This is a genomic window from Actinomadura parmotrematis (genome assembly GCF_019458805.1).
GTDB classification, from domain to species: domain Bacteria; phylum Actinomycetota; class Actinomycetes; order Streptosporangiales; family Streptosporangiaceae; genus Spirillospora; species Spirillospora parmotrematis.
In genome coordinates this window covers 220,880-241,166 of the sequence record NZ_JAIBOA010000008.1, presented here as the reverse complement: position 1 = coordinate 241,166, position 20,287 = coordinate 220,880, and the positions used below count along the sequence as shown (strand labels likewise).

Sequence of the window (20,287 nt, the reverse complement as noted above, 5' to 3'; positions counted from 1 at the left end):
CGATGTCCACCGACGACATCCCCAAGGGAAAGCAGACCGCCGTGAAGCTGGCGGAAACCGACTTCGCCGCCGACAAGCGCGAGCACGACGTGGGCTCGGCCGTCGCCGACTACTGGACGCGGGTGCGCTCGGGCGACCTCGGGGCGATCCCCGCGATCCTCGGCCTGGTCGGGCTCGTCGTCCTGTTCACCGCGCTGCGGCCGGACACCTTCCTCAGCAAGGGCAACATCGCCAACCTGTTCATCCAGGCGCTGCCCTACACGATCCTCGCCCTCGGCCTGGTCTTCGTGCTGCTGCTCGGCGAGATCGACCTGTCGGCCGGCGTCGCGAGCGGCGTCTGCGGCGCGGTGATGGCCAAGCTCATCACCGACAGCGGGCAGCCCTGGTACGTGGCGGTCCTCGCCGCCGTCGTGACCGGCGTCGTCATCGGCAGCGTGATCGGCTGGCTGGTCGCCTGGGTGCGCATACCGAGCTTCGTGGTGACCCTCGCGCTCTTCCTCGGCCTGCAGGGCGTCACCCTGAAGCTGATCGGCGAGGGCGGCACCGTCCCGGTGCGCGACGACGTCATCGTCGCCATCGCCAACAAGAACATGCCGATCTGGCTCGGCTGGACGCTCGCGGTCGTCACCGCCCTCGGGTACGGCGTCTCGCAGTTCCTGCGCTGGTACCGCCAGCACAGCCGCGGCCTGCACGCCAAGCCCGTGCAGCTGATCGCCGCGCGCGTCGCGGTCGTCGCCGTCGTGCTGCTGCTCGGCACCTTCCTGCTGAGCCGCGACCGCGCGCCGAGCCCGCTCATCACCCTGGCCGGCGTGCCGTGGGGCGTCCCGCTCGTCGCGGTGCTGCTGATCATCGCGACGTTCGTGCTCGGCCGCACCTCCTACGGCCGGCACGTGTACGCCGTCGGCGGCAACGCCGAGGCGGCCCGCCGCGCGGGCATCAACGTCAACCGGATCCGCATGTCGGTGTTCGTGATCGGCTCCACGCTCGCCGCGATCAGCGGCATCGTGCTGGCCTCCCGGCTGAACTCGGTGGCGCCCGGCTCCGGCGGCGGCAACACCCTGCTGCTCGGCGTCGGCGCCGCGGTCATCGGCGGCACCAGCCTGTTCGGCGGCCGCGGCCGGGCCCGCGACGCCATCCTGGGCGGCCTGGTCATCGCCGTCATCGACAACGGCCTCGGCCTGCTCGGCACCAAGGCGTACGCCAACTATCTCATCACCGGTGGCGTGCTCCTCCTCGCGGCCAGCATCGACGCGATCGCGAGCCGCCGGCGCTCCGCCACGGGGAGATGATCCGGCCGTCCGGACCGGGGGGCCGCGTGCACGGCCCCCCGGTTCCGGCGCCCGGAACGCCTGGAAGGCCGGAAGTGCCGGGAAAGGCTGCTAGCGTCGGCGCGGTGACCCCCCTGGTGACCCTGCGCGGCGTGAGCAAGCGCTTCGGTCCGGTGCAGGTGCTGCACGACGTCGACTTCACCGCGCGGGCGGGCGAGGTCACCGCCCTCGTCGGCGACAACGGCGCGGGCAAGACCACCCTCGTCAAGTGCGTCGGCGGCGTGCACGCCCCCGACGCCGGCGAGTACCGGTTCGACGGCCGCCCGGTGCGGCTCGGCAGCCCCCGCGAGGCCGCCGCGCTCGGCATCGAGGTCGTCCACCAGGACCTCGCCCTGTGCGAGAACCTCGACATCGTCGAGAACATGTTCCTCGGCCGCGAGCGGCGCCTCGGCGTGGCGCTCGACGAGGCGGCGATGGAGGACGAGGCCATCCGGGTCCTGTCGCGGCTGTCGGTCCGCACCATCGGGTCGGTCCGCCGCCGCGTCAGCGACCTGTCGGGCGGCCAGCGGCAGACCGTCGCGATCGCCCGCGCGGTCCTCTGGGACAGCCGCGTGGTGGTGCTGGACGAGCCCGCCGCCGCGCTCGGCGTCGCGCAGACCCAGCAGGTGCTGGAGATCGTCCGCCGGCTGGCCGACAAGGGCCTGGCGGTCATCCTGATCTCGCACAACATGAACGACGTGTTCGCCGTCTCCGACCAGATCGCCGCGCTCTACCTCGGCCGCATGGCGGCGCAGGTGCGCACCGCCGACGTCACCCACCGCCAGGTCGTCGAGCTGATCACCTCCGGGCGGAGCGGGGACCTGGGGCTCGCGGTATGAAGGCCGGCCCGTCCCAGGAGGAGATCAGGCGGCACAACCTCGGCACGCTGCTGCGGTTCGTGCACCTGCGCGGCCCCGCCTCGCGCGCCGTGCTCGCCGAGTCGCTCGGCCTGAACCGCAGCACCATCATGGCGCTGACCACCGACCTCACCGCCGCGGGCCTCGTCCGCGAGGAGCTGCCGCGCCGCCCCGGGCGCCGCGCCGGGCGGCCCTCCCTGGTGGTGCGCCCGGAGTCCACCCGCGTCTACGTGCTCGCCTTCGACATCGCCGTCGACCGGCTCGCCGTCGCGCGGGTCGGCCTCGGTGGAACGATCCTGGACCGGCGCGAGACCGCCCGGCCGCGCGGCCTGCTCGACCCCGCCGACCTCATCGGCGCGCTCGCCGGCGCGGCCCGCGCGCTCGTCCGCAAGGCCGGCCGGGACGCGGTGTGCGTCGGCGCCGCGCTCGCCTTCCCCGGCATCGTCCGCCGCTCCGACGACATGATCATGTTCGGGCCGAACCTGGACGTCGGCGACCTGCAGCTCGGCGACGCCCTCGCCCGCCGGCTCGGCCTCGGCGTCCCGGTCGCGGTCTGCAACGACGCCAACCTCGGCGCCCTCGCCGAGCACGAGCGCGGCGCCGGCGTCGGCTGCGACGACCTCATCTACCTGCACGGCGACGTCGGCGTCGGCGGCGGCATCATCGTCGGCGGCACGCTGCTCGGCGGCGCCGACGGCTACGGCGGCGAGATCGGCCACATGGTGGTGAACCCCGGCGGCCGCGCCTGCGGCTGCGGCTCGCACGGCTGCTTCGAGACCGAGGTCGGGGAGGCGACGCTGCTCGCGCACGCCGGCCGGGACGCGCCGGACCGGCCGGTCGGGCGGGACGCGGTGCGCGCGGTGGTGGACGCCGCCGACCGCGGCGACATCGTCGCCCGCGACGCGCTGCACCGGGTGGGGACCTGGCTCGGGTTCGGGGTCGCCAACCTCGTCAACGTCTTCAACCCCGGCATGGTGATCTTCGGGGGGACGCTGCGCGACGTCTACCTCGGGTCGGCGGCGCAGGTCCGCAGCGTGCTCGCGACCGGCGCGCTCGCCGCGCCCCGCGAGCGGGTCCGGCTGCGCACCGCCGAGCTCGGCGACGACGCCACGCTCGTCGGCGCGGCCGAGTTCGCGTTCGCCGAGGTGCTCGCCGACCCCGTCCAGGTGCTCGCGCGGCTGCGCGACCCGGCCGAGCCCGCCGAGATCGTCACCGGCTGAGGCCCGGCGGGGCGGGGCGTCAGGTCTCGAAGCGGCCGTAGCCGCCCTGGTAGAACAGCAGCGGCTCGCCCTCGTGGTGCTTGTCCAGGTCGTGCACGCGCGCGACGACGATGACGTGGTCGCCGGCGACGTGCTCCTGCTCGACCGAGACCTCGATCCAGGCGAGCGCGCCCTCCAGCACGGGGGAGCCGCCCGGCGAGCCGCTCCAGGCGATGTCGGCGAACTTGTCGCCGCCCTTGATCGCCAGCTGCTTGCAGACCTGGAGCTGCGGCTCGCTCAGGATGTTGATGCAGAGCCGGCCCGCCTCGCGGAGGAGCGGCCAGGTGCTGCTGGTGTGCGCCACGCAGAACGCCACGAGCGGGGGCTCCAGCGAGACCGAGGTGAAGGAGTTGGCGGCCAGCCCGGTCGGGCGCCCGGTGGCGCCGTCGATGCCGGTGATGGCGACGACGCCGGTGGCGAACCGGCCGAGCACCGAGCGGAACCGGGCGCCGTCGATGTCGGTCACCGGGGTTGCTGCCGAACCGTTCGGCGATCCGTGCATGCGGCGTCCTCTTCTGACGTGCCGGCCGGGGGGCGGCTCGGTCGGGACGCTCGCCGCCGCGGCTGCGGTCGCACCGTGGGCCATGGACCCTGTCCCTTCTCTTAGCCAAGCGCTTGCTTGGACGATAGGGCGGCCCCGGAGGGGGTGTCAAGCCGCGGTCCGGCCGCCCGTGCCCGTCTGTCATCTCAACACCCTGGCCGGGCGGTTGCTTACCCGAGTGGTGGGAAATGCCGCGATCTCGGTCCAAAGTCCGGTCCCGCCCTCCGTCCATGGGCGGAGGGCGGCCGCCCGGGGGCGCCTGTGCGCGGCGTTGACGGCGCCGGCGGCGCCCGCCTAGGCTTGCGGCCAAGCGCTTGCTTGGATGAGCGGGCCCGGACAGCGAGGAGGGCGCGTGAGCGGCCTGCGGGACCGGACGGCCATCGCGGGGGTCGGCTACACCCCCTTCAGCAAGGACTCGGGGGTCTCCACGCTCACCCTCGCGGCGCGCGCGATCCTCGCCGCCCTCGACGACGCCGGCCTCACCGTCGACGACGTGGACGCCCTCGCCACCCACCGCGTCGGCGACTCCACCCCGCCGTGGGTGGTCGCGCCCGCGCTCGGCGTCCCCGAGGTGCGCTGGTACCTCGACCAGTTCGGCGGCGGCAGCGTCTCGCACTCGGTGGTCGCGCAGGCCGCGATGGCGGTCGCCGCGGGCGTCGCCGAGACGGTCGTCTGCTACCGCGCCATCAACGCCCGCTCGGAGTTCCGCATGGGCGGGACGGGGCGCGGCCCGGCGCCGCTGTTCGACGTCCAGTACCAGGCGCCCTACGGCTACTTCGCGCCGCCGCAGCAGTTCGCCATGTCCGCCCGCGCGCACATGAACGCCTACGGGACGACGCACGAGCAGCTCGGCGCGATCGCGGTCGGCCAGCGCGCCAACGCCGTCAAGAACGCCCGCGCCCTGAAGCGCGACCCGATCACGATGGACGACTACCTGGCCTCGCGCTGGATCGCCGAGCCGCTCCGGCTGCTGGACTGCTGCCTGGAGACCGACGGCGCCTGCGCCGTCGTCGTCACCTCCCGCGAGCGCGCCCGCGACCTGCGGCAACCGCCCGTGCTCGTGTCCGGCGCGGCCTGGGGCGGCGGCGACAGCTTCTTCTCCGGCGCGGGCAGCGTCCCGTCGGGCACCGACCTGACCGTGACCGAGGCGGCCCGCATCGCGCCGCGCCTCTACGCGATGGCGGGCGTCGGTCCGGGCGACATCGACGTCGCCGAGCTCTACGACTGCTTCACCTACTCGGTGGTCGTGCAGCTGGAGGACTACGGGTTCTGCGCCAAGGGGGAGGGCGGCCCCTACGCGGCGTCGGGCGCGCTCGCCCTGGACGGCGAGCTGCCGGTCAACACCCACGGCGGCTTCCTGTCGGAGGGCTACGTGCACGGCATCAACCACATCGCCGAGGCCGTCGCCCAGCTGCGCGGCACCGCGGGGGACCGGCAGGTCCCCGGCGCGGAGGTCGCCCTGTCCACCGCCCAGCCCGGGTACGTCCTCGCCGGCACCTCGGCCCTGATCCTGCGGAGCGACCGATGATGATCCCGCCCGAGCCGGACCGCGACTCCGCCCCCTGGTGGGAGGCGGTGCGCCGGCACGAGCTCACCGTGCAGCGCTGCGGCGGCTGCGGCGCGCTGCGCTTCCCGGCGCGGGCCGTCTGCAACCGGTGCCGCTCGCTGGAGTACGAGTGGACGCCGGTCGCGGGCACCGGCCGCGTCTACAGCTGGATCGTCAACCACCAGGTGTTCCTGCGCCCGATGAAGGAGCTCGTGCCGTTCCCGGTGCTGCTCGTCCGCCTCGACGAGGGCGAGGACCTGCTCATGTACGGCGGCCTCGCGGGCGGCGACGCCGCCGGCCTGCGCGACGGCCTGCCGGTCGAGGCCGTCTTCGAGGACGCCCCGGACGGGGCGGGCGCCACGATCGTCAACTGGCGCCCGCGCGCCGCCGCGCCCTGAACCCGCGGACCCCGGCAAAGCGCAGGTAGCGGACATCGCGGATAGCGGCCGCCCGTCCCGGCCGGTGCTGCGAGGCTGGGCGCATGAGCGACCAACAGACGCTGCGGTCGGCCGCCAACGCCCCCGACCACGGGCAGGGACCGCTCGGGCAGGTGGCGCACGCCGTGCTCGCCGAGCACCTCGGCGGCGCCCCGGCCGAACCGGCGCTGCACATCTGCCAGAACACGCTGCCCGACCCGCCGTTCCCGATGCCGGGCTTCGTCCGCCTCGCGCCCGGCCCCGGCTCCTGGGAGGCGGCGGCCGGCGACCTCGGCGCCTTCGTCCACGGCCTGGCCGGGGCGCTGCGGGCCGCGCCGGTGCCCCCGCCCGGCTCCTACGGGCTGCAGGAGCAGCGCATGCAGCGGATGCTGCGCTACGACGCCGCCGCCGTCTGCTTCGGCGCGCACGCGGTGGAGCCGGGATCGAGCGCGGCCGCCGACGCGCTCGCCGCCAACCTCGGCGAGGGGCTGCTGCACCCCGGCGACCTGGAGTCCTCGCCGGGCGCCCGGCCGATCACCGTCGTGTGGGCCGCCGACCGGACGGGCCGCGGCGTCATCGTGTACGGGCCGCCGGGGGGCGCCGAGGAGGCGTTCACCGCCGCCGGCGTCGGCGCGGGGTCCGGCGACCCCGTCCTGGCGGGGCTGGCCGAGATCGCGCGCGCCCAGTACGACTGGACGCGCGCGGCGTTCGGCCTCGGCTGACGCCCCGCGGGGCCGGTGCGGTCAGCCGCGCTCGGCGGCGGCCCGCGCGTGCAGCGCGGGCTTGTCGATCTTGCCGTTGGCGTTCACCGGCAGCGCGTCCACCGCGATCACCCGGCGCGGCACCTTGTAGTTGGACATGTTGGCGCGCGCCCACGCGATGATCGCGTCCGCGTCGACGCCCGCGCCCGGCCCGGCCCCGGCGGGCGGCACGACGTAGGCCCAGCCGACCTCGCCGAGCGCCTCGTCCGGCACGCCGATCACCGCGACCTGCCCGACCCGCGGGCAGCGCAGCAGCAGCCCCTCGATCTCGGCGGGGTAGGCGTTGAAACCGGAGACGATGAACATCTCCTTCTTGCGGTCGACGATGGCGAGGTTGCCGGCGTCGTCGAGGATCCCGATGTCGCCGCTGTGCAGCCAGCCGCCCGCGTCCACGGCCTCGGCGGTGCGCTCGGGGTCGTCCCAGTAGCCGCGCATGACGCCGTAGCCGCCGATGAGGATCTCGCCCGGCTCGCCGGGCGGCAGGTCGCGGCCGGCGTCGTCCACCACCCGCACCGTGACGCCGGGCACCGTGCGGCCGGTGGTCGCGGCGATGACCTCGACCGGGTCGCCGGCCCGCGTCATGGTGACGACGGTGCCCTCCATCAGCCCGTAGGCGTTGATCATCCGCTGCAGGCCGACCCGGTCCACCAGCCGGCGGATCAGCTCGGGCGGGACGGCGGCCGCCCCGCAGATCCCGACCCGCAGCGACGACACGTCCCGCCCGTCGAGCTCGTCGAGGATCTTGAAGAACATCGGCGGGGCGCCGGCGAGGACGCTCACCCGGTCGCGCTCGATGAGGTCCATCAGCTCGTCCGGCTTGAACAGCGCGACCGGCATCATCGTGGCGCGGCGCAGCACGCAGGCGAGCAGCCCGGCGTTGATGCCGAAGCCGTGCGAGAACGGCGCGATGATCGGGTACCGGTCGCCCTCGGTGAGGGTGACGACCTCCGACCAGTCCCAGTAGCCGCGCAGGAGCTGGGAGTGGAACAGCTCGACGCCCTTCGGGGCGCCGGTCGTCCCGGACGTCGCCATGATCGAGGCGAGGTCGCCGCCGCCGACCGCGAGCGCCCGCTCCTCGCCCGCCTCCGGCGCGACCTCCGCGCCGCGCGCGAGGAACTCCGCCCAGGTGAGGACGCCGGGGCGGCCCGGGGCGGTGCCGAGGACGACGACGTGCTCCAGGTCGGGCAGGTCGGCGTCCTTCAGCATGTCCAGGTAGGAGGTGCCCATGAAGCCCTCGGCGACGAGCAGCACCTTCGCGCCGACCTTGCGGAGCAGCGCGGCCGCCTCCAGGCCCTTGAACCGGGTGGACAGCGGAGCGATGACGCCGCCGGCGTCCCAGACGCCGTAGGCCGCGACGACCCAGTCGGGGTCGTTCGGCCCCCACACCGACACCCGGTCGCCGCGCTCGACGCCGAGCGCGATGAGCGCCCGCGCCGTCTCGGCGGCCCGCTCCCGCAGGTCGGCGAGGGTGAGCCGGGCGTCGCCGGCCACGACGGCGACGACGCCCGGGTGGCCGGCGGCCTGGTCGCGCAGCATGCGCGGGATCGTGCCCCAGGCGGGGACGGGCGCCAGGTCCTCGGCGCCCGCGCCGGCCGGGTTCACGACACCTGGGCGCGGTCGCGCCCGAGGTGGTGGCCGCGCTCGTCGGTCACGGTGCCCGGCCGCCGCTCCTCGGCGACCTCGGGCTCCACCACGACCTCGACGCCGATCGGGGTGAGCGCGTACAGGGCCTGCTGGACGCGGCCCTTCCACATGGGGTTCTTGACGAGGGTGTCGCGGTTGAACGCCACGTGCAGGCGGGCGGTGTCCAGGGTGCCGGCGCGGCTGATCCGCAGGTCCCACCGCGCGATGCCGTCGATCTTCGACAGCGCGGCGGCGATCTTGGGGACGGACAGCCAGCGGCCCTTGACCAGCACGTGCTCGCCGACGGTGTGCGCCGGGGCGGGGATCCCGGTCTCGCCGCCCGCGAGCCGGACCGCGTGCCCGGTGCGGACCGGCCCGTCGTGCCAGGCGTGCCGGACGGTGATCTCGGCGAGGCCGGCGTCGTGCGGCGCCTCCAGCGGCGCGTCCTTGGCCGGCGGCGCGAGCCCGAGGATCCCGTCGCGGACGGGGGTGAGCAGCGCCTCGCCGGGGTCGCGCCAGGCGACCGGGACGCCGAACACCGGGTCGGCGTACAGCTCGCGGACCGACGCCTCGAACTCGGCGGCGAGCTGCGCCCCGGCGCCGGCCGAGGCGATCTCGCCGACGAGCAGGATGTGCCGCAGCTCCAGGTCGAGGGGGTCGAGCAGGAACTCCAGGTGCAGCCGGGCGAGGAAGTCCATGGCGCCGGTCGGGGTGGCGACCAGCGCGGTCGCGCCGACCGCCTCCAGCGCGGTGTGCAGCCGCATCCGGCCGCGCGGGCCGACCGACGCGGCGGCCTGCGCGACGTCCGCGGCGGCCTGCGCGATCAGCGAGCCGGCGGGCTCGCCGTCGTCGTTCAGCGCGACGACGACGCGGTCGCGCTCGCCGATGCCCGCCGCGCGCAGCGTCGCGGCGGCGAGCTCGCGGGCGGCGGCGGCGTCGACCGGCGCGACGAGCTGCCCCTCGGGGGAGACCGCCAGCAGCCCCCGGGCCGAGCGGCCGCCGGGGAGGGTGGCGCGGGTCGGCCAGCTCACGGGGCGACCTCCTGCATGAACAGCTTCATCGAGGCGCAGACGTGCTCGTGGGCGAGGCCGCCGACCTGCGCCTGGAGGATGAGGTCGGTGGCGCCGGCGGCCCGGACGCGCTCGGCGGCCTTGCGCGAGCCCTCCACGTCGTCGATGACGACCATGGTCTGGTCGCGCAGGATCGCCATCGCCTCCTCCGGCGGCATCCCGACGGCCTGCTGGCCGAGGACGCGGTGGGTGGCGTGCCGGGCGTCGGTGTAGTCGGGCGGCGCGACCAGGTTGATCTGCCGGCGCAGGTACCAGAGGACGGGGTCGGCGGCGGTGTCCACCGCCTCCTGCTGGGTCGGCGCGACGTACCAGGGGATCATCAGCGCGATCCGCCGCGACTCGGGATCGAACCCGTTGTCGGCGAGGCACCGCTTGTACTGCGCGATGTCCTCGGCGACCGCGTCCAGGCCCTTCAGCATCGTCATGCCGAGCAGGTTGTAGCCCTGCTTGGCGGCGGCGAGGTAGCCGTCCAGCGAGGTCGAGGCGACCCACACCGGCGGGTGCGGCTCCTGCACCGGCCGCGGGTAGACCGCCACGTCGGGGATCTCGAAGTACTCCCCGGACCGGCTGACCGGCTGCCCGTCGGCGTTCCAGATGGCCAGGACCGCCTCCAGGGACTCCTCCCAGAGCTTGCGGGACTGCTCGAAGGGCCGCTGGAACGCCTGGTACTCCAGGGGGGACGCGCCGCGCCCGGTGCCGAACTCGACCCGGCCGCCGCTGATCACGTCCAGGGTGGCGACCCGCTCGGCGGTGCGGATCGGCGACTGGAACGGCAGCAGCACGACGCCGAGCCCGAGGTGGATGCGCTCGGTGCGCTGCGAGATGCCGGCCAGCACCAGGTCGGGGGCCGAGGAGTGGGAGAACCCGCGGGTGAAGTGGTGCTCGACGAACCAGGCGGTGTCGAATCCCAGCTCGTCGGCCAGCACGACCTGGTCCATGACGTTCTCGAACGCGCGCCGCTCCACCTCCCGGGAGCGGCCGCGCACTTCGAGTTCGTAGCCAAGGCTGACCCGTAGGGACGTCATCGAGCCTCCGGTGTGTAATGCTCCGCTGTGCCGAATTAAACCAAGCGCTCGCTTGGGAGATTAGCAGCAGGGGACCACCGCAACAAGTCGCCGGGAGGGCGGGGGCGGGGGAGCGGGCGCGGGCCGGGCGCCGGTCAGGAGGCGGGCGGCTCGGCGGGCGCGGGCACGGGGACGCCCGCGCCGGCGGACCCGTAGGCGCCGCAGAGGCCGTAGGCGCCGAACCCGGCGAGGAGCGCGCGGCCGGTGCCGGCGAGGCGCGCCCGGGTGCGCGCCGACAGGCGCGGCCCCTCCTGGAGGGCGAGCCAGGCGAGCCAGCCGACGCCGACGACGATCCAGTAGGACACCAGGCGGTACAGCCCGACGGCCGCGCCCGCCGGGGCGAGGGTGGCGCCGAAGGCGACCAGCGACGCGGCCATGCTGCTCTCGATCGCGCCGATGCCGCCGGGCAGCAGCGGCAGCAGGCTGCCGGCCGCCTGCGCGGCGAAGTAGGCGAGGGTGACGCCGGTCGGGGCGACCTCGATGCCGACGGCGCGGGCCGCCGCGAACAGCGCCAGGATGTCGGCCGTCCAGTTGGCGACCGCCAGCAGCGCGAGGACCGTCCAGTCGCGGCGGGTCGGCCGCAGCGCCTTCAGGCCGTCGCGGAGGCGCCGCGCCCACGGCTCGATCCGGCGGTGCCGGGCGATCGCGGCGACGGGGCGGCGGACGGCCCGCGCGAGCAGCGCCCGCGAGCGGGGGCGGGCCAGCGCGAGGACAGCGAGCGGGACGAGCGCGGCGGGGACGGCGAGGGCCGCCCCGGCGAGGCCGCGGGCGGTCGGGTCGGCGAGCAGGGCGAGCAGCCCGATCGCGGTGTAGGCGGTGGTCGTGATGACGCCGCCGAGGATGATGACGGCGGTGGCGAGGCGCGCGGACGCGCCGCTCCGCCGGAACTGCTGGAAGGTGAAGACCACGCTCACCGCCGGGCCGGCCGGCAGCGTCGTGGACAGCGCGTTGCCCGCGTAGGTGATCGCGAACATCCGGCGCATCCCGACGCGCAGCCCGCCGACCTTCAGCAGGCGCCGCTGGAGGCGGGCGAAGGCGCCCATGGACCCGGCCTCGGCGAGGACCACCACGAGCAGCCAGCCCGGGTCGGCGCCGCGCGCGGCGCTCCAGATCTCCCCGAGGTCGGGGAGCTGGTCGCTGAGGAAGGGCAGCGTGGCGAGCCCGAGCAGGACGAGGCCCCACTGCACCAGCAGGGTGCGCCGGCCCGACCTGCGGCCGGGGCGCTCCATCGGCGCGCCCGTGTCCTCGCCGGTGTCGGGAGCGGCGGAGGCGTGCGCCGGCGCGGCCATCACCTCTGCCATGTACCGGTCACCTCGCAAGCTGGTCCGCTTGGGGCAACCTCTGCCCAGGTAAAGGCATTCCCCCTTACGCGTCCAAAATTCGCGACGTGACCTGTGTCACGTCAGCCGCGGTCCCGCACGGCGACGAGCCCGCCGAGGACGCCCACGTAGGCGGTGCCGTCGGGACCGAGCGTGATCGGCGCCCAGTTGTTGTCGAACCACTTGCCGGTTCCGGTCAGCACCTTGTACGCGGTCCGGCCGCTGCGCGCGTCCACCGCCGTCAGGTACCAGGCGTCGATCAGGTCCTTGCGCGGCTCCTTGGTGTAGAGGTAGACGAGCCCGTTCGCGACGGACGCCTTGGCGACGGTGGACGGCGAGCGCTCGGCGCTCGTCCAGACCGTGCGGCAACCCGAGCCGGTCACGTCCACCCGGCTGACGCCGCCGGCCGACGAGCCGCCCGGAGGCAGCTCGAAGAAGTTGCGGTAGCCGTAGTTGTTCTCCACGAACAGGCTGTTCCCGTACCCGATGAGGGAGTTGTCGGTCGCGCTCCGCCCGCTGCCGAACACCGGGACCCGGCAGACGAGCCGCCCGGTGCGGCGGTCGCGGACGACGACGTGCATGCGGTCGTCGGCGTTGTCGGTGATCGCCACCAGGCCGTCGCCGAAGAACGTCGGGGTGGTGCCCGAGCCCTGGTCGATCTGGCCGGGCTTGCGGGCGGTCCCGCGGTCGTAGGCGCGCCGCCAGCGGACGAGCGGGGTGCCGTCCGGTCCCGCCTGCATCCGGTAGAGGGCGTGGTCGGAGACGACCGAGACGCCGTCCTCGGCGGCCGCGAACGAGTTCTGGACCTCCTCGCCGGCGAGCCGGACGGACCGCGCGGCGCCGGTCCGCGGGTCGAGGGTGCCGACGCGGCCCTGGCGGGTGACCCACCAGATGAGGCCGGTCCAGTCCGGGCCGACCGCGGTGATCGGGTCGCAGGCGCCCTTCGGCCAGGGGTTCGTCCAGGTGGCGCAGTCGTGGGGGAGCAGGCCGCTGAGGTCCCAGTCGTCGGTGACCTGGAAGCGCCACGTCCCGCCGGCGCCCCGGGCGTGCGCGAAGCGGCGCACGTGGAAGGCCGCGTCGGCGACGACGGCGCGGTCCTGCGGGTCCAGGTAGTAGTAGGCGCCGCCGGAGGTGTCGGTGAGGACCTTGTCCAGGTCGCCGCTCACCACCGCCTGCACGGTCGAGGCGCGCGGCGGGAGCGCGTAGGTCGCGAGGTCCCGGAGCGTCCTCGGGTCGATCAGCCGGAGCGTGAACGTCGGCCCGCTGGTGCACTGGGCGACGATGAGGCCGGTGCGGCGGGCGAAGGCGACGGTCGAGCAGAGGCCGGGCAGCCCGCCGCCCTTGGCCTCCGACCGCACCTGCGGCTCGCGGCCGAGCGGCCCGGCGAACGGGTAGGTGTCGGAGGCGTAGCTGTCGGCGTGCATGGACGACAGGCCGACCGCGCCCATGTACGGGTTGGCGGGCACGGGCGCGCCGGGCAGCCGGTGCGGGACGGCGGGGGAGCCGAGATAGGCGGGCAGGAGGCCCTTCCCCGGGCCGTCGGGGACGGGCGCCGCGCCCGCCGGCGCGGCGGCGAGGGCCAGGACGGCGGTGACGGCGGCGACGGTGGCGGTGATCGCACGTGGGGCGGCCATGCGGTCTCCTCGGCCCGGAAGGGCGGATCAAGGGGGCGGTTCGTCCGGAACATCGCGCGCCGGGCCTTTCCGGTTACGCCCCGGCCCGCCTACGATCCGGGCGTGGCCATCGACGCGGTGATCTTCGACTGGGGCGGCACGCTGACCCCCTGGCACGACGTCTCGCTCGGCGAGATGTGGCGCGAGCTCTGCGCCGCGCACCTGCCGGCCGGGGAGGTGGAGCGCGCCGCGGTGGCGCTGCTGGACGCCGAGGACGAGCTGTGGCGGCGGTGCCGGGACGAGCACCGCAGCGGCACCCTCGACGAGATCTTCGCGCTCGCCGGCGTCGCGGCGTCCGAGACCCTGCTCGCCGCCTGGTACGAGGCGTGGACGCCGCACACCTACACCGACCCGCACGCCTTCCCGCTGCTGCGCGCCCTGCGCGAGCGCGGCATCAAGGTCGGCGTGCTGTCCAACACCACGTGGTCGCGCGCCTGGCACGAGCGGATCTTCGCCCGGGACGGGGTGCTGGAGCTGCTGGACGGCGCCGTCTACTCCAGCGAGATCCCCTGGACCAAGCCGCACGCGGACGCCTTCCGGGCCGCGATGGACGCGGTCGGCGCGGACGACCCGGCCGCCTGCGTGTTCGTCGGCGACCGCCCCTACGACGACATCCACGGCGCCCAGTCCGCGGGGCTCCGCGCCGTCCTGCTCCCGAACGGCAGCGTCCCCCCGCACGACGTCGTCCCCGACGCCGTCATCAGCGGCCTGGACGAGCTGCTCCCGCACATCGACCGCTGGTCGGACGGCCGCTGACCGCAGGCCAGGGCCTTGCGGCGCGCCTTGTAGCGTGGAGGGCATGCCCGCCTCCTTCCGCCTGCCCGGCATGGTCTGCACCGACCACCTGCTCGACGTCCCGCTCGACCACGCCGACCCCGGCGGGCCGGCGATCGGGCTGTACGCGCGCGAGGTCGTGGCGGCGGGCCGCGAGGACGCGGGACTCCCCTGGCTGCTGTTCCTCCAGGGCGGTCCCGGGGGCAAGGCCACCCGGCCGAACGCCGGCGCCGCCTGGCTGCCCGAGGCGTTGAAGCACTACCGGGTGCTGCTCATGGACCAGCGCGGCACGGGCCGCAGCACCCCCGCCACCCGGCAGACCCTTCCCGCGGACCCGGCGGACGCCGCCGCCTACCTCGGCCACTTCCGCGCCGACGCGATCGTCCGCGACGCCGAACTGCTCCGCCGCCGCCTGGCGGGCGACCGGCCCTGGAGCGTCCTCGGGCAGAGCTTCGGCGGCTTCTGCACCGTCACCTACCTGTCGCAGGCGCCCGAGGGCCTCGCCGAGGCGTTCGTCACCGGCGGCCTGCCCGGTCTCACCACCGGCCCCGACGAGGTGTACCGCGCCGCCTACCCGCGCGTCCTCGCCCACAACGAGCGCTACTTCGCCCGCTACCCCGGCGACCGGGACGCCGCCCGGCGCGTCCGGGACCACCTCGCCGAGCACGACGTGCGCCTGCCCGGGGGAGACCGGCTGACGCCGCGCCGCTTCCAGACGCTCGGCATCGCCTTCGGATCGTCCGCGCGCTTCGACGCCCTGCACTTCCTGCTGGAGGAGGCGTTCGCGGGCGAGGAGCTCTCCGACGCGTTCCTGCGCGGCGTGGACGCGGAGGTCTCCTACGCCGGGCAGCCGCTCTACGCGCTGCTGCACGAGGCGATCTACTGCCAGGGCGGGGCGTCGCGGTGGGCGGCCGAGCGGGTGCGCGCCGAGTTCCCCGAGTTCGCCCCCGACGCGGACGAGGTCCGGTTCACCGGCGAGATGATCTACCCGTGGTTCTTCGACGAGGACCCCGCGCTCCGCCCCCTCCGCGACGCCGCCGGGCTGCTCGCCGACCGCGCGGACTGGCCCGCCCTCTACGACGCCGGGCGGCTCGCCGCCAACACCGTCCCGGTCGCCGCCGCCGTCTACCACGACGACATGTACGTCGACCGCGAGGACTCCCTGCGCACCGCCGCCGCCATCCGCGGCCTGAAACCGTGGGTGACCAGCGAGTACGCGCACAACGGGCTCGCCGCGGACGGGCGCGTGTTCGCCCGCCTGCGCGCCATGGCGCGCGGCGAGGTGTGAGCGGCGAGGTGTGAGCGGCGCCCGCCCGCCGGAGGTCAGCCGGGGTGGTCGGAGGCCGGGCGCCCGTCCTCCCGCGGCACCCCCGCGATCTTGAAGAGCTCCTCCACCTTGGCGTTGACCCGCGCCAGGTCGGCCCGCGCGGTCACCGCCTCCGCGCGCGCCCGGTGCGCCTGCCCGCGCGCCTCGTCCCGCTCGGCCGTGAGCTGGGCGAGCTGCTCGCGGTAGGCCGCGCGCAGCTCGCTGAGGTCGGAGTGGCCGGTGTGCTGTTCGACGGTCATCGCTGGTTTCCTCCCCCGAGTGAAGCCAGATCCGGTAACAGGAGTGAACGCCGTGAAAGCGGACAAAGTTCCCAACGGGTCGCAGGGGGTGCGCCCGTCCGGCGCTAACCTGGCGTCATGCCCGTCCCCCTGAGCAGCCCGGCCGCCGCGCTCGCGGGCGGCCCGGCCGCCCCCCGGGACACCGCCCGCGACTGGGCGATCGTGGACGTGGAGACCTCCGGCCTGCTCGCCGGGCGGCACCGGGTGCTGTCGGTCGCGGTGATCACCGCCGGGCCGGACGGGACCCCGGCCGCCGAGTACAGCACCCTGCTGGACCCCGGCTGCGACCCCGGGCCCGTGCACGTCCACGGCCTGACCCGGGAGGTCCTGGCGGGCGCGCCGACCTTCGAGCAGGTCGCGGGCGACCTCGCCGGGCTGCTGGAGGGGCGCGTCCTGGTCGCCCACAACGCCCCCTTCGACCACGCCTTCCTGACCGGCGAGTTCGGCCGCGCCGGCGTCCCCTCGCCGATCGGGTCCTGGCTCTGCACGCTGATGCTGAGCCGCCGCCTCGCGCTGCCCACCCCGAACCTCAAGCTCGGCACCCTCGCCGCCCACTACGGCGTCGGCCACGCCCGCGCGCACGACGCCCTGGAGGACACCCGCGCCCTCGCCGGCGTCTTCCGCGGCCTGCTCGCGGGCGCGGCGGCCGGCGGCGTCACGCTCCCGGTGATGGACGGCCCGCCCGCCCAGTTCCTGTACCGGCCGCCGATCCCCAAGGTGCCCTGCGCGTTCCGCTGCCCGGGGCGGCTCGCGCCCGGCGGCCCGCTGGTGCAGGGCATGAAGGTCGCCATCACCGGCGACACCGCCGTGGACCGGTTCGAGCTGTCGCGGCGCGGCTCGGCGGCCGGGCTCGACATGATGAGCTCGGTCAGCCGCACCACGAGCGCGCTCGTCGCCAACGACCCCCGCTCCGGCAGCGCCAAGGCCCGCCGCGCCCTCGCCGAGGGCGTCCCGTTCCTCACCGAGGACGCCTTCCTCGCCCTGCTGGACGACGTCCGCCCGGGCGTCCCCCGCTAGGCCGTGTCTCGACGCCATCCGCCCTACTGCGCGACGTCGAGACACGGCCTAGCCGCGCGGCTCGCCGGTCTGCTCGCCCGGCTCGGGACGCGGCGGCAGCGCGCTCGCCGGGAGCCCCGGGAACGCCGCCGGCGGCGGTCCCTGACCGGCGTTCGCCCGCCACATCACCGACCGCGCGATCGCCTGCTGCATCGCCTTGGCGCCGAGCGTGCGCAGGGCCCCGCCCGGCACGCCCGCGAGACCCGTGTAGGCGGTGACGAGGTCGTCCTCCAGCGCCGCGGCGAGCTGCGCGGCCGTCCGCGCCGAGGTGACCCGCACCGGCAGCCGGTAGGCGGCGGCCGCCGCGTCGGGCCGGCCGCCGAGCCCGGTGATCCGGGACGCCAGGGCGTCGCGCGCCGACCGGTGCGCGTTCCACAGCTGCGTCGCGGTGTCGCGGAGCGGCGGCCGCAGCCGCGCGCCGAGCACCCCGTACCCGTACACCGCCGCGTGCTCGGCCCGCAGCGCCGCTTGGAGCGCGTCGACGCCCCGGGTCACGCCGGCCTCGCCAGGAACGCCGCGTGCCCCGCCTCGCAGGCGCCGATGCTCGCCAGCAGCTGCGCCAGCCCCGCGCTCGCCTCGGTGACGTCCGCCACCCGCGCGGCCGCCGCGCGCGACTCGGCGGCGCGGAGCGCGGCCAGCGCCTTGGACCTGGAGGACGGCACCGTCGTGGTGTGCGGGGACGGCGTCGCGCCGCCCTCGCCCGCGCGGTCGCCCGACCCCGGCAGGTAGTGGCGGCGCAGCACGTCCAGGTGCTCGCGGTGATGCGCGAGGATGGGGTCCAGGACGCCCGCCAGCGCCGCGTGCGCGCCGCGCGCGGCCTCGTAGAGGGCGATGAGGTCCTGCTCGGCGGCCATCGCGCCGACCAGGACGGGCACCTCGGCGCGCGCCGACGCCTTCGTCGCGTCCGCCCGGCGGCACCCGCCGAGCAGCGGCACCGCGAGCGCCCCCGCCCCCAGCAGGGCCGCACCGAGGACGGGACGCCGCCGGACGGGGGCGCTGGCATCGGGCACGCGTGCTCTCCTCGTCGCGGGATCCGGAGCGGCCGGGACGGGCCGGGCCCGCGTTCGCCGTCCGGGCGGCGGGCGCCTCCAGCATTCCACACCCGGCGCGCCGGTGAGCCGACCGAAAGACCGCTGGGGTGTCCGGCTGTCGATAGTCTTGAAGGGCCGACCCGACACAGGCGGCCACACCACAACACGAGGAGGTCCCATGAGCGTCGAGTCCGACGGCGGACACGCTCAGCGGGGCCGCGACGGCGGAGCGTCCCCGGCCGGCCGGGCCGGCGCGCACGCCGAGCTGACCCGGCTGCTGGAGCCCGCGGTCACCGCCGCCGGGTACGACCTGGAGGAGGTCGACGTCCGGTCCGCCGGCCGCCGCCGCCTCGTCAAGGTCGTGGTGGACGCCGACGACGGCGTCGACCTCGACGACATCGCCGACGTCAGCCGCATCGCCTCCGACCTCCTGGACGCCTCCGACGTGATGGGCAGCGCCCCCTACGTCCTGGAGGTCACCTCGCCGGGCGTCGACCGCCCCCTCACCGAGGAGCGTCACTGGCGGCGCGCCGCCGGCCGGCTGGTGCAGGTCCGGCTCGCGGACGGCGACGAGGTCGAGGGCCGCGTCGTCGCGGCCGACGGCGAGGGCGTCGAGCTGGACGTGGTGACCAGGGCCAAGGCCAAGGGCGCCAAGCCCCGCACGGACCGGCGCCGCTACGGCCACGCCGAACTGGCGAGCGGCCGCGTGCAGGTGGAGTTCAGCCGTCCCGGCGAGCCCGCCGCGCCCGGCGACGAGGCCGCCGGCGAGCCCGCCGAGCCCGACGAAACGCGTTCTCCGGCCGAGCCGGAGTAGAGGGGGGAGCCTCATGGACATCGACATGACGGCCCTGCGCGCCCTGGAGAGCGAGAAGGACATCTCGCTGGAGGTCGCGATCAAGGCCATCGAAGACGCACTGCTGATCGCCTACCACCGGACCGAGGGCGCCGCCGCGCGCGCCCGGGTCGAGGTGGACCGCGCCACCGGCCACGTCACGGTGCTGGCCACCGAGACCGACGACGAGGGCGACGCGGTCCGGGAATACGACGACACCCCCGAGGGTTTCAGCCGCATCGCCGCGACCACCGCCAAGCAGGTCATCCTGCAGAAGCTGCGCGACGCCGAGGACGAGCTCACCTTCGGCGAGTACGCCGGCCGCGAGGGCGACATCGTGTCGGGGATCATCCAGCAGGGCAACGACCCGCGCAACGTGCTGGTCGACCTCGGCAAGATCGAGGCGGTGCTGCAGCCCCAGGAGCAGGTGCCGGGCGAGCGCTACGAGCACGGCGAGCGGCTGCGCGCCTACGTGGTCCAGGTCCGCAAGGGCCACCGCGGCCCGTCGGTGCAGCTGTCGCGCACCCACCCGAACCTGGTGCGCAAGCTGTTCGCCCTGGAGGTCCCCGAGATCGCCGACGGCACCGTGGAGATCGCCGCGATCGCCCGCGAGGCCGGCCACCGCACCAAGATCGCGGTGCGCTCGCGCAAGCCCGGGGTGAACGCCAAGGGCGCCTGCATCGGCCCGGTCGGCAGCCGGGTCCGCAACGTCATGGCCGAGCTGCACGGCGAGAAGATCGACATCGTGGACTTCGCCGAGGACCCGGCCGAGTTCGTCGGCAACGCGCTGTCGCCGGCGCGGGTCACCTCGGTCGAGGTCGTCGACGCCGACGCCCGCGTCGCCCGGGTGATCGTGCCCGACTACCAGCTGTCGCTGGCGATCGGCAAGGAGGGCCAGAACGCCCGCCTCGCCGCCCGCCTCACCGGCTGGCGGATCGACATCCGCGCCGACACCGAGCAGCAGCCCGGCCGCGACGAGCGGCGGGACGACCGCCAGGCCGAGCGGCGCGACGAGCGGGCGGGCGCGGAGTAGCGCCCGAGCGGCGCGGATGACCCCGGGCGCGCCCGGGAAGGTATGAGGTAGGTCACGCCGGGGCCGGGATCGGCCCCGGCTCCGGACGGTCGGGGGGACGTGGACGGCATGCGGCAGGACCCCGGGGCGTCCGGGCGCGGTAGACTCATGCCACGTGGCCGGTCGGTCCCGATGCGCACGTGTGTGGGCTGTCGGGCTCGCACGGCCAAGTCCGACCTGTTGCGCCTGGTGGTCGTCGGGAACGTCATCGTTCCTGATGGCCGCGGGCGGCTGCCGGGACGGGGCGCCCACCTGCACCCCGATCCGGCGTGCCTGGAGCTCGCCGAACGCCGTCGGGCGTTCCCCCGGGCGTTCCGCCTGGCGGGACCGCTCGACTCCGGTGCGCTACGGGACGGGCTTGCGGTGCAGTCCGCGCAGCAGCAGGATGGCCAATCGGTAAGCGACGTCTAGTCGGAAGCAGGTCGAGATTGCTATGAGCGCTCGATGAGCACGCCGCGATGAGTACGGCAAGGTAACCACG

Annotated in this window: 21 protein-coding genes; 12 read left to right on the top strand and 9 right to left on the bottom strand. The window is 75.4% G+C overall.

What is annotated here, in order from left to right; genetic code table 11:
- Positions 1-2: 2 nt before the first annotated feature.
- The 3 genes from K1Y72_RS14940 (at position 3) to K1Y72_RS14930 (ending at position 3,384) form a co-directional block, all read left to right on the top strand.
- Complete coding sequence (locus K1Y72_RS14940) at positions 3-1,289, top strand: sugar ABC transporter permease (protein WP_258572429.1); 1,287 nt, start codon at positions 3-5, stop codon at positions 1,287-1,289.
- 104 nt (positions 1,290-1,393) lie between these two features.
- Positions 1,394-2,146, top strand: coding sequence for an ATP-binding cassette domain-containing protein (locus K1Y72_RS14935; RefSeq protein ID WP_308287082.1), 753 nt, complete (start codon positions 1,394-1,396; stop codon positions 2,144-2,146).
- Positions 2,143-3,384, top strand: coding sequence for an ROK family protein (locus K1Y72_RS14930; protein WP_220166895.1), 1,242 nt, complete (start codon positions 2,143-2,145; stop codon positions 3,382-3,384). The genes K1Y72_RS14935 and K1Y72_RS14930 overlap by 4 nt, the downstream gene beginning before the upstream one ends.
- A 19-nt stretch (positions 3,385-3,403) precedes the next feature.
- Here K1Y72_RS14930 and K1Y72_RS14925 read toward each other — a convergent pair whose 3' ends face one another.
- Positions 3,404-3,889 (bottom strand): flavin reductase family protein, encoded by a 486-nt coding sequence (locus K1Y72_RS14925; RefSeq protein WP_372452896.1) that lies wholly within the window; start codon positions 3,887-3,889, stop codon positions 3,404-3,406.
- 427 nt (positions 3,890-4,316) lie between these two features.
- On the opposite strand from K1Y72_RS14925, the gene K1Y72_RS14920 reads away from it, so the two are divergent.
- From K1Y72_RS14920 to K1Y72_RS14910, 3 genes are all read left to right on the top strand, one after another.
- Positions 4,317-5,492 carry a thiolase C-terminal domain-containing protein gene (locus tag K1Y72_RS14920; RefSeq protein WP_308287081.1) on the top strand — a complete coding sequence of 392 codons (1,176 nt, stop codon included), beginning with the start codon at positions 4,317-4,319 and terminating at the stop codon, positions 5,490-5,492.
- The gene (locus K1Y72_RS14915) at positions 5,489-5,908 is read left to right on the top strand and encodes a Zn-ribbon domain-containing OB-fold protein (RefSeq protein WP_220166892.1); all 420 of its coding nucleotides are present in this window, start codon (positions 5,489-5,491) and stop codon (positions 5,906-5,908) included. The genes K1Y72_RS14920 and K1Y72_RS14915 overlap by 4 nt, the downstream gene beginning before the upstream one ends.
- An 83-nt stretch (positions 5,909-5,991) precedes the next feature.
- Positions 5,992-6,648, top strand: coding sequence for a hypothetical protein (locus K1Y72_RS14910; protein WP_220166891.1), 657 nt, complete (start codon positions 5,992-5,994; stop codon positions 6,646-6,648).
- A 21-nt stretch (positions 6,649-6,669) separates the two neighbouring features.
- On the opposite strand, the gene K1Y72_RS14905 is transcribed toward K1Y72_RS14910, so the two are convergent.
- The 5 genes from K1Y72_RS14905 to K1Y72_RS14885 form a co-directional block, all read right to left on the bottom strand.
- Positions 6,670-8,223, bottom strand: a complete 1,554-nt coding sequence (locus tag K1Y72_RS14905; protein WP_220166981.1) for an AMP-binding protein — start codon at positions 8,221-8,223, stop codon at positions 6,670-6,672.
- A gap of 62 nt (positions 8,224-8,285) precedes the next feature.
- Complete coding sequence (locus tag K1Y72_RS14900) at positions 8,286-9,341, bottom strand: hypothetical protein (RefSeq protein WP_220166890.1); 1,056 nt, start codon at positions 9,339-9,341, stop codon at positions 8,286-8,288.
- The gene (locus K1Y72_RS14895) at positions 9,338-10,405 is read right to left on the bottom strand and encodes an LLM class flavin-dependent oxidoreductase (protein ID WP_220166889.1); all 1,068 of its coding nucleotides are present in this window, start codon (positions 10,403-10,405) and stop codon (positions 9,338-9,340) included. The genes K1Y72_RS14900 and K1Y72_RS14895 overlap by 4 nt, the downstream gene beginning before the upstream one ends.
- A 134-nt stretch (positions 10,406-10,539) precedes the next feature.
- On the bottom strand, positions 10,540-11,745 hold the full coding sequence (locus K1Y72_RS14890) for a lysylphosphatidylglycerol synthase transmembrane domain-containing protein (RefSeq protein ID WP_258572428.1): 1,206 nt from the start codon (positions 11,743-11,745) through the stop codon (positions 10,540-10,542).
- 101 nt (positions 11,746-11,846) lie between these two features.
- Positions 11,847-13,397, bottom strand: coding sequence for a glycosyltransferase family 2 protein (locus K1Y72_RS14885; RefSeq protein ID WP_220166888.1), 1,551 nt, complete (start codon positions 13,395-13,397; stop codon positions 11,847-11,849).
- A gap of 102 nt (positions 13,398-13,499) precedes the next feature.
- Here K1Y72_RS14885 and K1Y72_RS14880 point away from each other — a divergent pair, with 102 nt between their 5' ends.
- Positions 13,500-14,192 carry an HAD family hydrolase gene (locus K1Y72_RS14880; RefSeq protein WP_220166887.1) on the top strand — a complete coding sequence of 231 codons (693 nt, stop codon included), beginning with the start codon at positions 13,500-13,502 and terminating at the stop codon, positions 14,190-14,192.
- Between the two features lie 43 nt (positions 14,193-14,235).
- Positions 14,236-15,498, top strand: coding sequence for an alpha/beta fold hydrolase (locus tag K1Y72_RS14875; RefSeq protein ID WP_220166886.1), 1,263 nt, complete (start codon positions 14,236-14,238; stop codon positions 15,496-15,498).
- 35 nt (positions 15,499-15,533) lie between these two features.
- Here K1Y72_RS14875 and K1Y72_RS14870 read toward each other — a convergent pair whose 3' ends face one another.
- Complete coding sequence (locus K1Y72_RS14870; protein ID WP_220166885.1) at positions 15,534-15,776, bottom strand: hypothetical protein; 243 nt, start codon at positions 15,774-15,776, stop codon at positions 15,534-15,536.
- 117 nt (positions 15,777-15,893) lie between these two features.
- Here K1Y72_RS14870 and K1Y72_RS14865 point away from each other — a divergent pair, with 117 nt between their 5' ends.
- The gene (locus K1Y72_RS14865) at positions 15,894-16,832 is read left to right on the top strand and encodes an exonuclease domain-containing protein (RefSeq protein WP_220166884.1); all 939 of its coding nucleotides are present in this window, start codon (positions 15,894-15,896) and stop codon (positions 16,830-16,832) included.
- A gap of 48 nt (positions 16,833-16,880) precedes the next feature.
- Here K1Y72_RS14865 and K1Y72_RS14860 read toward each other — a convergent pair whose 3' ends face one another.
- Together K1Y72_RS14860 and K1Y72_RS14855 are read right to left on the bottom strand one after the other, a co-directional pair.
- Positions 16,881-17,366 (bottom strand): ferritin-like domain-containing protein, encoded by a 486-nt coding sequence (locus tag K1Y72_RS14860; RefSeq protein ID WP_220166883.1) that lies wholly within the window; start codon positions 17,364-17,366, stop codon positions 16,881-16,883.
- Complete coding sequence (locus K1Y72_RS14855) at positions 17,363-17,881, bottom strand: hypothetical protein (RefSeq protein WP_220166882.1); 519 nt, start codon at positions 17,879-17,881, stop codon at positions 17,363-17,365. Before K1Y72_RS14855 ends, K1Y72_RS14860 begins: the two co-directional genes overlap by 4 nt.
- Positions 17,882-18,080: 199 nt before the next feature.
- On the opposite strand from K1Y72_RS14855, the gene rimP reads away from it, so the two are divergent.
- From rimP to K1Y72_RS14840, 3 genes are all read left to right on the top strand, one after another.
- On the top strand, positions 18,081-18,716 hold the full coding sequence (gene rimP, locus K1Y72_RS14850; RefSeq protein ID WP_220166881.1) for a ribosome maturation factor RimP: 636 nt from the start codon (positions 18,081-18,083) through the stop codon (positions 18,714-18,716).
- A gap of 13 nt (positions 18,717-18,729) precedes the next feature.
- A complete protein-coding gene (gene nusA / locus K1Y72_RS14845) occupies positions 18,730-19,767 on the top strand; it encodes a transcription termination factor NusA (RefSeq protein ID WP_220166880.1) in 1,038 nt (345 codons plus the stop codon).
- A gap of 108 nt (positions 19,768-19,875) precedes the next feature.
- Positions 19,876-20,217, top strand: coding sequence for a YlxR family protein (locus tag K1Y72_RS14840; RefSeq protein WP_308287080.1), 342 nt, complete (start codon positions 19,876-19,878; stop codon positions 20,215-20,217).
- The last annotated feature ends 70 nt before the right edge of the window (positions 20,218-20,287 follow it).

Excerpts from the sequence above, each read along its gene's own strand:
- K1Y72_RS14910 (WP_220166891.1), top strand. The coding sequence starts at position 5,992 with ATGAGCGACCAACAGACGCTGCGGTCGGCCGCCAACGCCCCCGACCAC.
- K1Y72_RS14885 (WP_220166888.1), bottom strand. The coding sequence starts at position 13,397 with ATGGCCGCCCCACGTGCGATCACCGCCACCGTCGCCGCCGTCACCGCC.
- K1Y72_RS14865 (WP_220166884.1), top strand. The coding sequence starts at position 15,894 with ATGCCCGTCCCCCTGAGCAGCCCGGCCGCCGCGCTCGCGGGCGGCCCG.
- K1Y72_RS14895 (WP_220166889.1), bottom strand. The coding sequence starts at position 10,405 with ATGACGTCCCTACGGGTCAGCCTTGGCTACGAACTCGAAGTGCGCGGC.
- nusA (WP_220166880.1), top strand. The coding sequence starts at position 18,730 with ATGGACATCGACATGACGGCCCTGCGCGCCCTGGAGAGCGAGAAGGAC.
- K1Y72_RS14915 (WP_220166892.1), top strand. The coding sequence starts at position 5,489 with ATGATGATCCCGCCCGAGCCGGACCGCGACTCCGCCCCCTGGTGGGAG.
- K1Y72_RS14890 (WP_258572428.1), bottom strand. The coding sequence starts at position 11,745 with ATGGCAGAGGTGATGGCCGCGCCGGCGCACGCCTCCGCCGCTCCCGAC.
- K1Y72_RS14875 (WP_220166886.1), top strand. The coding sequence starts at position 14,236 with ATGCCCGCCTCCTTCCGCCTGCCCGGCATGGTCTGCACCGACCACCTG.
- rimP (WP_220166881.1), top strand. The coding sequence starts at position 18,081 with ATGAGCGTCGAGTCCGACGGCGGACACGCTCAGCGGGGCCGCGACGGC.
- K1Y72_RS14905 (WP_220166981.1), bottom strand. The coding sequence starts at position 8,223 with ATGCTGCGCGACCAGGCCGCCGGCCACCCGGGCGTCGTCGCCGTCGTG.
- K1Y72_RS14870 (WP_220166885.1), bottom strand. The coding sequence starts at position 15,776 with ATGACCGTCGAACAGCACACCGGCCACTCCGACCTCAGCGAGCTGCGC.
- K1Y72_RS14840 (WP_308287080.1), top strand. The coding sequence starts at position 19,876 with ATGCGGCAGGACCCCGGGGCGTCCGGGCGCGGTAGACTCATGCCACGT.
- K1Y72_RS14930 (WP_220166895.1), top strand. The coding sequence starts at position 2,143 with ATGAAGGCCGGCCCGTCCCAGGAGGAGATCAGGCGGCACAACCTCGGC.
- K1Y72_RS14940 (WP_258572429.1), top strand. The coding sequence starts at position 3 with ATGTCCACCGACGACATCCCCAAGGGAAAGCAGACCGCCGTGAAGCTG.